Origin of the sequence: Paracoccus sp. N5 (assembly GCF_000371965.1) — a bacterium.
Classification (GTDB): domain Bacteria; phylum Pseudomonadota; class Alphaproteobacteria; order Rhodobacterales; family Rhodobacteraceae; genus Paracoccus.
The window spans coordinates 1848741-1861752 of sequence record NZ_AQUO01000001.1 but is presented as its reverse complement, the minus strand read 5'-3'; the positions used below and the strand labels follow the sequence as shown (position 1 = coordinate 1861752).

Genomic DNA, 13012 nt, shown 5'->3' with positions numbered 1-13012 from the left:
ATGGCGCATCATCAGAAAGGCTTCCCGCATGAGCTTTGCCCAGGGCCGCGCCGTCCTTGCCATTCCCGGCCCCTCGCCGGTGCCGGACCGGGTGCTGCGCGCCATGCACCGCCCTTCGCCCGACATCTATGGCGAGGATCTGGCGGCCGAGAACCGCGCCATGGTCGCCGCGCTGAAGCGGCTGGCGGGCACCGAAGCGCATCTCGCGCCTTATATCGGCAATGGCCATGCCGGCTGGGAGGCGGCGAACGTCAACCTGTTTCACCGCGGCGACCGGGCGCTGGTGCTGACCTCGGGCCATTTCGGCCGCGCCTGGGCCGAGAATGCCGCCGCCGTCGGCATCGCGGTCGAGACGCTGGACTTCGGCCTGACCCCGCCCGACCCGCAGCGCCTGGCCGACCGGCTGGCGCAGGACCGCGCGCATGACATCAAGGCCGTGCTGGTCTGCCAGGTCGATACCGCCAGCTCCGCCCGCGCCGACATCCCCGCGCTGCGCGCCGCCATGGGCGGCCACCCGGCCTTCTTCGCCGTCGACGCCATCGCCTCGCTGGGCTGCGAGCCGATGCGGATGGACGAATGGGGCATCGACCTGCTGGTCTCGGCCAGCCAGAAGGGGCTGATGCTGCCGCCGGGCCTGGCCTTCGTCTGGTTCTCCGACCGGCTGGCCGCGCGCGGCCGCAGCGATCTAGCCACGCCCTATTGGGACTGGACCCCGCGCACGCAGGCCGAGCAGCTGTGGCAGTTCTGGGGCGGCACCCCGCCGGTCCAGCACATCTTCGGCGTGAACGAGGCGATGCGGATGCTCTTGGACGAAGAGACCCTGCCCGCCGCCTTGGCCCGGCACGAGGGGCTGGCCCGCGCCACGTGGACCGCGCTCGAGCGCTGGAACGCCGGCGGCCACGGCATCGGCCCGCTGATTGCCGACCCGGACGGCCGGGCGCGCTCGGTCACCGCGGCCATGCTGCCGCGCGCCGAGGCATTGCGGGCCTGGACCGCCGCCAAGGCCGGGGTGACGCTGGGCATCGGCCTCGGCGCCCCCGACCCCGAGAATGCGCTGCGCATCGCCCATATAGGCCATGCCAATGCGCATCAGCTGCTGGGCGTGCTGGCGGTGATCGAGGCCGGGCTGGGCGCGCTTGGCATCCCGCACGGTCCGGGCGCGGTCGAGGCCGCCGCCGCGGAACTCGCCCGATTGGCCTGAAACCGGGGGCTTGCGCGGCGCCCGCGCAGGCCCGACCCTGACGGCGAACCGCGAACGGACCCCGCCATGCGCACCACGCCCCTGCCCGAATTCCAGTCCGAGGCCCTGCTGCCCGGCCAGGATTTCGCCCCCATCGAGCAGCTGATCCGGGCCGAGGCCACCGAACATGGCCTGGACCTGCACACCGGCCACGGCCGCTCGATCTGGTGCCAGGTCGAGCAGGGCGAGTTCGGCGCCAGGAAGCGCGGCGACGGCGTGCTGGTCTTTGCCCGCGCCCATCGCGCCGACGCTCTGGCCGCGATGCAGCAGGCCATCGGCGAGCACCTGGCGCATCACCTGCCCGCGGCCGCGGCGGCGCTGCGCTGGCCCTCGGGCGCCGATGCCGGCCGGCCGCCGGCGAATTTCAGCTTAGCGCGGCTGGTGTCCTCGCACCGGATCAGCACGGATTTCTGGCGCGTGCGGCTGGAGGCGCCGGGGTTGCACCGCTTTGCCGGGGGCGATTCGCTGCATTTCCGCCTGGTGCTGCCGCAGCCCGGCGACGCGGCCCCGGAATGGCCGGTGCTGGGCGGCAATGGCCAGGTGGTCTGGCCGCGCGGCGCCAGGGCGCTGCACCGCCCGGTCTATACCACCCGCGCCATCGACCCCGACCGGGGCTGGCTGGATCTGGACATCTTCGACCATGCCGGCGGCCGCGCCTTCGCCTGGGCCCGCACCGCAACGGCCGGCGCGCGGGCCGGGCTGCTCGGCCCCAGCGGCGGCGGCATCCCGCAGGCGCCGCGCCTGCTGCTCGGCGGCGACGAGACCGCCTATCCGGCGCTGGCCCGCATCCTGGAAGCCCGCGCCGGCAGCGCCGAGGGCGACCTCTTCCTGCTCGGCGCCCGGGCGGACTATCCTTTCCCGCCCGCGCCCGGCATCCGGCGACACCACCTGCCGCAGGGCGCGGCGGCGCTGTGCGGGCGGCTGCGCGCCAGCCCGCCCGACCCGGGCTGCTTCCTGTGGATCGCCACGGCCCGCTCGGGAATCGATTCGCTGAAGGCGGTGATCTTGGGCGAATTGCACCACCATAGCGGGCAAACCCACCTCTCCGCCTATTGGAACGACAAAGATTAACGCTTTGTCGGGCGCAATAGTTGACAATTTTACCTTGCTGTTCGATACGAACGCCAAGCCGCGGCCAAAGGCGTCAAGGCGGCGCGTTTTCGCATGTGCCGAGCCCAAGCAAGAAGCGGACGGATCGAATGCCGGAAAGACTAAGGATCACCATGACCAACCTGACGCTGCCGCGCCATCGCGCGGGGACCGCCCTGGCCTTTGCCTGCCTGATGCTGGCCACGCCCATCGCCGCCCAGGACAGCACGGCGACCCAGCCGGCCCCGGCCGCGCCCGAGGTCCAGACCCAGCCCGCCCCGGCGACCGCGCCGTCGACGACCGCCCCGGAAGCCGGAACCCCGGCCGCCGAGATGCCGGCCACCCCGGCCCCGGCCACCACCCCCGCCGCAGAGCCGACCACGCCGGCCCCCGCGCCGGCGACGACGGAGCCGGCCGCGACCACCGCCACCCCCGCCCCTGCGGCCAGCACCCCCGCCCCGTCTGCCCCCGAGACCCCCGCAGCCGCCCCGGCCGAAACGCCGGCCGCCCAAGCCGCGGCGCCCCAGGCGCAGCCCGAACCGGCCGGCTCCAGCATCCTGCCGCAGGCGCTGCAAGACGCGCTCGAGCCGATGCTGAACCCAGCCCCGCGCGACCCGACCCTGCCGCATGACCTGTCGCCCTGGGGCATGTTCCTGGCCGCCGACTGGGTGGTGAAGGGCGTGATGATCGGCCTGGCATTCGCCTCGGTCATCACCTGGACCGTGCTGGTCGCCAAGATGCTGGAACTGGCCGGCGCCATGAAGCGCGCGCAATCCGGCATCCGCCGGATCGAGACCGCGACCAGCCTGCCCTCGGCCCTCAGCGCCGCCGGCCGCCGCCGCGACCCGGTCTCGCGCATGATCCGCGCCGCCGCGACCGAATACGACCGCTCGGCCCCGGCGCTGGACCAGGCCGGCGACAGCGGCGTCAAGGAGCGCGTCGAGTCGCATCTGGACCGCATCGAGGCCGTCGCCGGCCGCCGCATGAGCCGGGGCACCGGCGTCCTGGCGACGATCGGCTCGACCGCGCCCTTCGTCGGGCTGTTCGGCACCGTCTGGGGCATCATGAACAGCTTCATCGGCATCTCGCAGGCGCAGACCACCAACCTGGCCGTGGTGGCGCCGGGCATCGCCGAGGCGCTGCTGGCCACCGCCATCGGCCTGGTCGCGGCCATCCCGGCCGTGGTGATCTACAACGTCTTCGCCCGCGCCATCACCGGCTACCGGCTGCGGCTTGCCAATGCCTCGGCCGGGGTGCGCCGGCTGGTCAGCCGCGACCTCGATTTCCGTGGCGCCGTCGCGCGCTCGGAGGTCTGAGCCATGGCCGGCGGCATTCGCGAAACCCAGGGCGACGATCTGGTCGAGAACCACGAGATCAACGTCACCCCCTTCATCGACGTGATGCTGGTGCTGCTCATCATCTTCATGGTGGCGGCGCCGCTGGCGACGGTCGATGTGAACGTGGACCTGCCGGTGTCGAACGCGACTCCGGCGCAGCGTCCCGACCAGCCGGTCTATGTCACCGTCAAGCCCGACCTGACGCTGGCGATCGGCAATGAGGACGTGCCCGCCGGCGGGATGGCCGCCGCCCTAGGCGCGGCGACCGAGAACAACAAGGAAACCCGTATCTTCCTGCGTGCCGACAAGGAAGTGCAATATGGCGACCTGATGGGCGTCATGAACACGCTGCGCGAAACCGGCTATCTGAAGATCGCGCTGGTCGGGCTGGAAGCCGCGCCCGCGGCGCCCGGCACCGCGCCTGATGCGGCGGCGGCCCCTGCCCCGGCCGCGCCCGCCGCTGCCGCGCCCGCAACCGGAGGAGCACCCCGGCCATGACCACCAGATCCGCCATGGCGCTGCGCGACGGCGCGCTTTGGGGCGGGGCGGCCGTCCTGGTCCTGGCGGCGCATCTGGGCGGGGCGCTGTGGCTTTTGCACAGCGCCGAGGCGGCCGCGCCGCCGGGCCTGCCCGAGCCGGTCTTCGTCGAACTGGCCCCGCTGCCCGAGGCCGCCGCGCCGCCGGAAGAGGAAGAGATGCCCGAGCTGGCCGAGGCCGAACCGGAGCCCGAGCCCGAGATCGACCTGCCGCTGCCGGAGCTCGAGCAGATCCCGGACATGAACACGCTGTTCCCGCCGCCGCCCGACGCGGTGGTGCTGCAAAAGTCCGAGCGGCCCCGCGAGCGCCCCGAGAAGCCGGAGCCCGAGCCCGAGCCGAAGATCGTCGAAAAGAAGCCGGTGGAGAAAAAGCGCGAGGTCAAGGAGCGCGCGCCCGAAAAGCAGGAGGCCCGCAAGGCCACCACACAGGTGCGCGCGCCGAAATCCGACCGCACCGCCGCGCCCACCGCCGACGCCGGCGTCGCCAGTCCGCGCCAGATCGCCAGCTGGCAGTCCAAGGTGAACTCGGCCGTGTCGCGCCACATGAGACGCACCCGGATCAAGGGACAGGGCGCGATCGTGGTGAACCTGAACTTCACCGTGGATCCCAGCGGCCGGGTGGCGGGCGCCAGGCTGGCCAGCTCGACCGGGAATGCGGCGAATGACGCGGCGCTGAGCCGCCAGGTCGCGCGGATGCCGCGCCTGCCCGCGCATCCCTCGGGCAGGAGCATGACCCTGACCCTGCCGGTCAGGATCGACTAGCCGCGAACCGCCGGCCGCCTTGGCCGGCGGTTTCCATTGCAGCCGACCCCGCCGCGTCAGGTTGGGATCGCCGCCACGCCCAGCACCGGCGCAAGGCCGCGCACCACCTCGGCCAGGGCGCGGGCATCGGCCCCGGCCTCGGCATTGCGGCGCCAGACCACCGCCAGGTCGCGCGAGGGCGCCGGATCGGCAAAGGGCACGATCCGCAGCCGCCCGTCGCGGTTCTCATCCGCCAGCGCCAGTTGCGGGATCAGTGTCATGCCCATGCCGCTGGCCACCATCCGCATCAGCGTCGCCATCGAGGCCGCCTCGAGGTTCAGCTTGCGGCGCGGGTTGCGCAGCCCGCAGACCTCCAGCGCCTGGTCGCGCAGGCAATGCCCGTCGGCCAGCAAGAGCAGCCGCTCGGCCTGGATGCTTTCGGGCCGCGCCGGGCCGGACAGATAGGTGGTGTCATCCTCGGACAGGGCGATCAGGAAGCTGTCGCGCAGCACCGGCACGGCCTCGAGCCCGGCCTCGCCCACCGGCAGCGCCATGATGCCGGCGTCGAAACGGTGGCTGGCAATGCCGGCGGTCAGATCGTCGGTGACGACCTCGTGCAGCTCCAGTTCCAGCGCCGGATGCGCGGCCCGCAGCGCCGGCACCAGATGCGGGATCAGATAGGGCGCGACGGTCGGGATGATCGCCAGCCGCAGCCGCCCCGACAGCGCCGAGCGCCCGGCCCGCGCAGCCGCATCCAGCCGCTTGGCGGTATCGATCAGCTCCTGCGCCAGCGGCAGCAGCCGCTCGCCCAGCGCGGTCAGCCGCACCGGGCCGGCGCCGGCGCCACGCTCGAACAGCGCGCCGCCCAACCGGCCCTCGAGCTGGGCGATCTGGCTCGACAGGCCCGGCTGCGAGACATGCACCGTCTCGGCCGCGCGGCCGAAATTGCCCATCCGGGCCACGGCAAGGAAATAGGTGATCTGGCGCAGGGTGAAGTTCATAACCCCAGCCTATCACCAGCTGCCGCCATGACAATCCCGGCTTAGAGGGGCAGCCGGTCCACCAGCAGCTTGTCGATGCGGCGGCCGTCCAGGTCCACGACCTCGATGCGCCAGCCCTGCCAGTCCACGCGGTCGCCGGCCTGCGGCAATTGCCCGGCCAGCTCCAGCACCAGACCGGCGGCGGTGGAATAATCGTGGTCCTCGGGCAAGGGCACGCCCAGCCGGTCGGCGAATTCGTCGGCCGGCATCCAGCCGGCGACCAGCAGGCTGCCGTCGTCGCGCTCGACGATCTTGGGCTCGTCATCGTCCAGGCCGGCATATTCGCCGGTGATCGCCTCCAGCACGTCCATCGGCGTCACCACGCCCTCGAAATGGCCGTATTCGTCATAGACCAGCAGCATCTGCCCCGGTGCTGCGCGCAGCCGGGCGATGACCTCGGGCGCATCCATGGTCTCGGGGATGATCGGGGCGGGCTGCATGACCTCGCGCAGGTCGATGGCCTGGGCGCGGCTTTGCCACATCAGGTCGACGCTGGCCACGACGCCGATCAGGTTGTTCGGGTCGTCGTCGCCCACCGGCAGGCGGGTGCGGCGGCTGTCGTGGAACTTGCGCGCCATCTCCTGCCAGCTGTCGGCGACGTCGATCACCGGGATGTCGCGGCGCGGCGTCATCAGCCCGCGGGCCGAGCGGTCGGCAATGCGCATGACGCCGGCGATCATCTCGGTCTCGGCGCGGTGGATGACGCCCGCCGACTCGGCCTCGGAAATCATCAGCCGGATCTCCTCGTCGCTGATGCCCTGGCGGTCGTTGCCGGACTGGCCCAGCAAGGCCAGCACCAGCTTGCCGGAACGGTCCAAGAGCCAGACCAGCGGCGCCGCCACCCTGGAAATGGCGCGCATCAGCGGCGCGACGCGGGCCGCCATCTGTTCGGGCGCGCGCAGCGCGATCTGCTTCGGCACCAGTTCGCCCAGGATCAGCGACAGATAGGTGATAGCCACCACCACGCCGCCCATGCCCAAGGGCTGCGCGACCGAGGCCGGCACGCCCCAGCCCGGCAGCGCCGCCGCCAGCCGCGCGCCCAGCGTGGCGCCGGAAAAGGCGCCCGACAGCACGCCGACCAGGGTGATGCCGATCTGCACCGAGCTCAGGAACCGTCCCGGATCCTCGGCCAGGACAAGCGCGGTCTCCGCGCCCCGGTCGCCGCGCTCGGCCATCACCTTCAGCCGCGCCGGGCGGGCCGAGACGATGGCCAGCTCGGACATGGCCAGCAGGCCGTTCAGCAACGTCAGGACAAGGACAATCGCAATCTCAATCCACATGGGAGGGACTCGGGTGCTTTCGGGAATGGGCCGGGCCGAGAGCGCGGCAGAAGGCCGCCCGTCTCTCACAAGGATCGTCGATCATGCGCGTATCGGCGTCTGGCTCCGCTTGGGTCATGCGCCAATATAGACCGCCCGCGCCGCAGGGCAACGCTTGTCGCGGCTTTTTTGCCCGAAAGCCCCGGCCGGGCGCGGGTTTGCGCAAGTTGACGTTACGGCAAGATTTCCCCCCGGATTGCAGAGGCTTATGGAAATCCGCCTGCCGGCGTCCTAGCCTGCCAGCCCGAGATGCGTGTTGAATGGTGTCATGATGGTCGCAAGCCAAAGCCGAGAACCCGAGAAAATCGTCTTCGTCCTGCAGGGCGGCGGGGCGCTTGGCGCCTATCAGGCCGGCGCCTATGAGGCGCTGTGCAAGGCCGGGCAGGAGCCGGAATGGCTGGCCGGGATCTCGATCGGCTCGATCAACGCGGCGCTGATCGCCGGCAACCCGCCGAGCCGGCGGCTTCCGGCGCTGCGCCGCTTCTGGGAGGGCGTGACCAGCGCGCCCTGGCTGATGGGCACGCCGCTGGAGGGCGCGCTGCTGCCCGACCAGATGCGCGCCTTCTGCAACGAAAGCCGGGCGACGATGACCACCATGCTGGGCGCGCCGGGCTTCTTTCGCCCGCGCATGCCGGACCTGTTCTCGTTCCTGCCCGGGCTGATGCGCCAGACCAGCTGGTACGACACCGCGCCCCTGCGCGAGACGCTGCTGGAACTGGTGGACTTCGACCTGCTGAACGCTGCCGGCCCCCGGCTGACGGTCTGCGCCGTCGACGTGCAGACCGGCAATTTCACCAGCTTCGACAGCAGCGAGACCCGGATCACCGTCGATCACATCATGGCCTCGGGCGCGCTGCCGCCGGGCTTTCCCGCGGTCGAGATCGACGGCCGGCACTATTGGGATGGCGGGCTGGTGTCGAATTCGCCGCTGCAGGTGGTGCTGGAAAAGCCGCACCAGCGCCCGCTCTGCATCTATCAGGTCGACCTCTATCCCGCGCGCGACGGCTTGCCCCATACCATGGCCCATGTCGAGCAGCGCGAGCGCGAGATCCGCTTCTCCAGCCGCACCCGGCTCAACACCGACGAATTCCGCGCCCGCCATGCGCTGGCCCGCGCCGCGCGGCGGCTGCAAGCCCGGCTGCCGGCCGAGTTCCGCGACGATCCCGACCTGCAGCGGCTGATCGAGGCCGGACCTTCGCAGCCGGTCAGCCTGATGCACCTGATCCATCGGCACGCCGATTACGAAGGCACCTCCAAGGATTACGAATTCTCGCGCCTGTCCATGCTGGATCATTGGCGCGACGGGCTGGACGACGCGGAGCGCTCGCTGCGCCATCCGGCCTGGACCGGCCGCAAGCTGCCCGAGGACGGCATGCTGGTCTTCGACATGCACGACCCGCATCACGGCGACCTGGCGGGCTGAGCCCCCGGGCCGCCGCGCGCGGGATCGGGTCAGCCGCGCTGGAACAGCCCGCGCGCATGGCGCGGCGCGGCGGTCAGGTATTGCGGCGACACCGGCAGGCTGTCGCCCAGCTTCGCCGCCGCATGCCAAGGCCAGCGCGGATCGTAAAGCGCGACCCGGCCGATGGCGATCAGGTCGGCATCGCCGGTGCCCAGGATCGCCTCGGCCTGCTCGGGCTCGGTGATCAGACCCACGGCGATGACGGGCATCGAGACGGCCGCCTTGACCGCCCGCGCCAGCGGCACCTGGTAGTTCGGCCCGACCGGGATCGCCTGGCGCGGGTCGAGCCCGGCCGAGGAGACATGGATCGCGTCGCAGCCCCGCGCCTCGAGCGCCCTGGCAAGGGCGACGGTGCTCTCGACGTCCCAGCCGCCCTCGACCCAGTCGGTGCCCGAGACCCGGACCGTGACCGGAAAGCCCTCGGGCACGGCGGCGCGCACGGCCTCGAAGACCTCCAGCGGAAAGCGCATGCGGTTCTCCAGGCTGCCGCCGTATTCGTCGTCGCGCCGGTTCGACAGCGGCGACAGGAATTCGTGCAGCAGGTAGCCATGCGCGCAATGGATCTGGATCGCGTCGATGCCCAGCCGCAGGGCGCGGCGCGCGGCTTCGGCAAAGGCCTCGCGGATGCGGTCAAGCCCCGCCGCATCCAGCGCCTCGGGCGGATTGTCACCGGCGGCATAGGCCAGGCCCGAGGGCGCCAGTGTCTGCCAGCCGTCCACCGCATCCGGCGCGATCTGCGCCCCGCCGTCCCAGGGCCGCGCGGTCGAGGCCTTGCGCCCGGCATGGGCCAGCTGGATCGCGACCGGCATGTCCGACCAATCGCGGATGGCCCGCATGACCCGGCCCATCGCGGCCTCGGTCGCCGCATCGTAAAGCCCGACATCGGCATGGGAGATGCGCCCCTCGGGCGTGACGGCGGTCGCCTCGATGGTCAGGATGCCGGCGCCGGACTGCGCCAGGCTACCCAGGTGCTGCATATGCCAGTCGGTCATGCAGCCGTCCTTGGCGGAATACTGGCACATGGGCGCGATGACGATGCGGTTGCGAAGGCTGTGCCGACCCAAGGTGATCGGCTCGAATAGCTTGGACATGAGGCGCTCCTGCAAGTTGCCCCTGTCAGTTATGCCGCCCAGGCCCCAGCGCAAGCCCCACGGCCCCGGCTTTCTTTCTTGTGGAAATATCCCGGGGGACGCCTGGCCGGCCCCGTCGAGGGGCCGGCCAGGCGGGGGGCAGAGCCCCCGCGCGCCCCGTCAGAAGCTGTTGCGCTCGTGATAGGTGCGCAGGAAGTTCTGGATGCGCTGGTCCTTCGGCACCTGGAAGATGCCCTGCGGGCTGTCCACCGCCACCAGCTCGCCCTTTTCCATGAAGGCGACCTGGTCGGCGACATGGGCGGCGAAGCCCATCTCATGCGTGACCACGACCATGGTCATGCCCTCGGCGGCCAGCGCCTTCATCACGTTCAGCACCTCGCCCACCAGTTCGGGGTCCAAGGCCGAGGTCGGCTCGTCGAAGAGCATCAGCCGCGGCTCCATGGCGATGGCGCGGGCGATGGCGACGCGCTGCTGCTGGCCGCCCGACAGCCGCGCCGGGTGGTTGCCCATCTTGTCGGCCAGCCCGACCTTGGCCAGCGCCTCGGCGGCGCGCCGCTCGGCCTCGGGCCGCGCCAGGCCGCGCACGCGGATCAGCCCCTCGGCCACGTTCTGCTGCGCGGTCATATGCGGCCACAGGTTGAACTGCTGGAACACCATGCCGATGCCGCGCCGCATCTCGCGCAAGCGGCGGCCCGACATCTTGCGGCCCGGGCTCTCATAGCCGATCAGCTGGCCGTCGATGCGGATCTCGCCCGAGTCGTATTCCTCGAGGAAGTTGATGCAGCGCAGAAGCGTCGACTTGCCCGAGCCCGAGGGCCCGATCAGGCAGGTCACCTTGCCGGGCGGGATGGACAGGTCCACGTCCTTCAGCGCGTGGAAGGGGCCGTAGAACTTGTTGACCTTGCGGATCTCGACGGAGGATGCCTGCATCGTTCAGGTCCTTTCGATCAGATGTTGGGTGATGCGGCGCTCGAACCGGCGGCCGAGCCGGCTGATCGTCTCGACCAGCAACCAGAAGAACAGCGCCAGCACCAGGTTCGCCTCGACATAGCGGAAGGTCTCGGTCGACATGCGGCTGACCTGATACATCAGCTCGGGCACGGTGATGATGGACAGGATCACCGTCTCCTTGGTCAGGATGATCGAGAAATTGACCAGCGCCGGCAGCGAGGACACCAGGCCCAGCGGCAGCAGGATGCGGCGGATGATGGCGGGCTCGGCCATGCCGATGGCGCGGGCGGCCTCGATCTGGCCATGCGGCACGGCGCGGAAGCCCGAGCGGAAGATCTCGGCGAAATAGGGGCTGCCATAGATGGTCAGGCCCAGAAGGCCCGCCGGCAGCGCGTCCAGCCGCAGCCCGACCAGCGGGCCGCCGTAATAAAGCACGAAAAGCTGGACCAGGAACGGCGTGCCGCGGATCACCTCGATATAGACCTGGATCAGCCAGCGCACCGGGCGCGGCGCGTAACGCTGGACCAGCGCGATCACCAGCCCCAGCGCCATGCCGAAGATCGTGCCGAGAATCCAGCACAGCACGGTGATGCCGAAGCCGCGCAGCAGCATCGGTCCGTATTGTTCGATCAGGTCCATCACACGGCCGTCCTGTGTTCGAGGTAACGTCCCAGCGCCGCAAGGCACAGGTTGATCGCCAGATAGATGCAGGCCGCCGCGATATAGACTTCCAGCGGGCGGAAGGTGGTCGCGGCCTGGGCCTGGCTGGCGCGGGTGATCTCCAGGATGCCCACCACCGAGACCAGCGAGCTGGCCTTGACCAGCAGGATCAGCTCATTGACCAGCGCCGGCAGCGACAGGGTGAAGGCCTGCGGCAGGATCACCCGGATCCAGGTGTCGCGCGGGGTCATGCCGATGGCGGTCGCCGCCTCGGTCTGGCCGCGCGGCAGGGCGGCGATGGCGCCGCGCCAGATCTCGCTGATATAGGCGCTGGCGCAGACGCCGACGCAGATCACCGCGGCGGCGGTGGCCGGGATGTCGACCCCGATCACCGGCAGCGAGTAATAGAACACCAGAAGCTGCACCAGCAGCGGCACGCCGCGCAGGAAGCTGACCCAGAGCCCGCCGAAGGCGCGCAGCGCCGGATAGGGCGACAGCCGCGCTGCGCAGACCAGCGTGCCGATCACCAGCCCCAGGCCGATGCCCAGGACCGAGATCAGCAGCGTATAGCGCGCGGCCCAGAACAGCGGCTGGAAGCTTTCAAGAAAGACAGGGATCGAAAACATGCGCGCCTTCCTGACGATGGCGGGCGGGGACCATCCCCGTTGCCCGCGTCTTGCGTCCGGCGCGCGGCAGGGCGCCGGAAGGTCCGGGCGGGGCGCGCTGGCCCCGCGCCGGCGTGGCTCAGTTCGCCGGGACTTCGCGCGGCAGTTCGGTATAGCTGCCCAGCCATTTCTCCTGGATCGCCTTGACGCGGCCGTCGTCGGTCATCTTCAGCAGCGCGTCGTTGATCGCCTTGGCGAAGCTGTCGCTGTCGGCATCCTTGCGCAGCACCCAGGCGAAATAGGTCGGCTGGCCGAATTGCGCCGGCTCGAACAGCGCGAAGCTCTCGGGGCGGTTCTTGACCAGATAGGTCAGGTTCGGCAGCGAGCCCGCCACCGCGTCCAGCCGGCCGGCGACCAGGTCGGCATAGGCCTCGTCGGTGGTGCCGTATTCCTTGACGTCCACGCCGCCCAGGCTTTCGCCATAGGCTTGCAGCTGCTTGAACTGCGCGGTGCCCTGCTGGACGCCGACGGTCTTGCCCTTGATGTCCTCGGGCTTCTTCAGGTCGCTGTTCGCGGCCTTGACCAGCGAGACGGTGGCATCGGCAATCGGCAGGGTGAAGGTGTAACGCTCCAGCCGCTCGGGCGTGATGGTGACGGGCGCGATGACGATGTCGAATTTCTTGACTTCGAGGCCCGGCAGCTCGGCGGTCCAGGGGATGTCCTGATAGACCGGCTCGACGCCGATTTCCTTGCTGACCTCGTCGAACAGGTCCTTGGTCATGCCCTCATAGGTGCCGTTCGACAGCATGTCGAAGGGGGCATAATGCATGTCGGTCGCGGTGACGATCTTGCCCGCCGCCTTGATGTCGGCCAGCTGGTCGGCCTGCGCGGCGGTGCCCAGCGCGATCAGGCTGATGGCGGCGGCTTTCAGGCTCATGCGA

General features: G+C 70.6%; 13 protein-coding genes. 6 read left to right on the top strand and 7 right to left on the bottom strand.

Going from position 1 to position 13012, the window contains the following annotated elements; all coding sequences use genetic code 11:
- Window positions 1–28 precede the first annotated feature (28 nt).
- From PARN5_RS0109380 to PARN5_RS0109360, 5 genes are all read left to right on the top strand, one after another.
- On the top strand, window positions 29–1201 hold the full coding sequence (locus tag PARN5_RS0109380) for an aminotransferase class V-fold PLP-dependent enzyme (protein WP_017999519.1): 1173 nt from the start codon (window positions 29–31) through the stop codon (window positions 1199–1201).
- Between the two features lie 66 nt (window positions 1202–1267).
- Complete coding sequence (locus PARN5_RS0109375; RefSeq protein ID WP_017999518.1) at window positions 1268–2311, top strand: siderophore-interacting protein; 1044 nt, start codon at window positions 1268–1270, stop codon at window positions 2309–2311.
- Window positions 2312–2463: 152 nt separating this feature from the next.
- Window positions 2464–3645, top strand: a complete 1182-nt coding sequence (gene exbB, locus PARN5_RS25105) for a tonB-system energizer ExbB (RefSeq protein WP_017999517.1) — start codon at window positions 2464–2466, stop codon at window positions 3643–3645.
- Window positions 3646–3648: 3 nt separating this feature from the next.
- Window positions 3649–4164 carry a TonB system transport protein ExbD gene (gene exbD / locus PARN5_RS0109365; protein ID WP_017999516.1) on the top strand — a complete coding sequence of 172 codons (516 nt, stop codon included), beginning with the start codon at window positions 3649–3651 and terminating at the stop codon, window positions 4162–4164.
- Window positions 4161–4964: a TonB family protein gene (locus tag PARN5_RS0109360; protein ID WP_017999515.1), complete on the top strand. Its 804-nt coding sequence runs from the start codon at window positions 4161–4163 to the stop codon at window positions 4962–4964. Before exbD ends, PARN5_RS0109360 begins: the two co-directional genes overlap by 4 nt.
- 56 nt (window positions 4965–5020) lie before the next feature.
- On the opposite strand, the gene PARN5_RS21870 is transcribed toward PARN5_RS0109360, so the two are convergent.
- Both PARN5_RS21870 and PARN5_RS0109350 read right to left on the bottom strand, forming a co-directional pair.
- Window positions 5021–5944 carry a hydrogen peroxide-inducible genes activator gene (locus PARN5_RS21870; RefSeq protein ID WP_017999514.1) on the bottom strand — a complete coding sequence of 308 codons (924 nt, stop codon included), beginning with the start codon at window positions 5942–5944 and terminating at the stop codon, window positions 5021–5023.
- Window positions 5945–5985: 41 nt separating this feature from the next.
- Window positions 5986–7263 carry a hemolysin family protein gene (locus PARN5_RS0109350; RefSeq protein ID WP_017999513.1) on the bottom strand — a complete coding sequence of 426 codons (1278 nt, stop codon included), beginning with the start codon at window positions 7261–7263 and terminating at the stop codon, window positions 5986–5988.
- Between the two features lie 307 nt (window positions 7264–7570).
- On the opposite strand from PARN5_RS0109350, the gene PARN5_RS0109345 reads away from it, so the two are divergent.
- Window positions 7571–8725, top strand: a complete 1155-nt coding sequence (locus tag PARN5_RS0109345; RefSeq protein WP_017999512.1) for a patatin-like phospholipase family protein — start codon at window positions 7571–7573, stop codon at window positions 8723–8725.
- Window positions 8726–8754: 29 nt separating this feature from the next.
- Here the strand turns inward: PARN5_RS0109345 and PARN5_RS0109340 are convergent, their stop codons facing one another.
- The 5 genes from PARN5_RS0109340 to PARN5_RS0109320 all read right to left on the bottom strand — a co-directional run bounded on the left by PARN5_RS0109340 (window position 8755) and on the right by PARN5_RS0109320 (window position 13008).
- Window positions 8755–9855, bottom strand: coding sequence for an NADH:flavin oxidoreductase/NADH oxidase (locus PARN5_RS0109340; protein WP_017999511.1), 1101 nt, complete (start codon window positions 9853–9855; stop codon window positions 8755–8757).
- Between the two features lie 159 nt (window positions 9856–10014).
- The gene (locus PARN5_RS0109335; protein ID WP_017999510.1) at window positions 10015–10785 is read right to left on the bottom strand and encodes an amino acid ABC transporter ATP-binding protein; all 771 of its coding nucleotides are present in this window, start codon (window positions 10783–10785) and stop codon (window positions 10015–10017) included.
- Between the two features lie 3 nt (window positions 10786–10788).
- Window positions 10789–11445 (bottom strand): amino acid ABC transporter permease, encoded by a 657-nt coding sequence (locus tag PARN5_RS0109330; protein WP_017999509.1) that lies wholly within the window; start codon window positions 11443–11445, stop codon window positions 10789–10791.
- Window positions 11445–12092 (bottom strand): amino acid ABC transporter permease, encoded by a 648-nt coding sequence (locus PARN5_RS0109325; RefSeq protein ID WP_017999508.1) that lies wholly within the window; start codon window positions 12090–12092, stop codon window positions 11445–11447. Before PARN5_RS0109325 ends, PARN5_RS0109330 begins: the two co-directional genes overlap by 1 nt.
- 118 nt (window positions 12093–12210) lie before the next feature.
- Entirely contained in the window at window positions 12211–13008 is a 798-nt protein-coding gene (locus PARN5_RS0109320; RefSeq protein WP_017999507.1) for a transporter substrate-binding domain-containing protein, read from the bottom strand.
- Window positions 13009–13012: the final 4 nt, after the last annotated feature.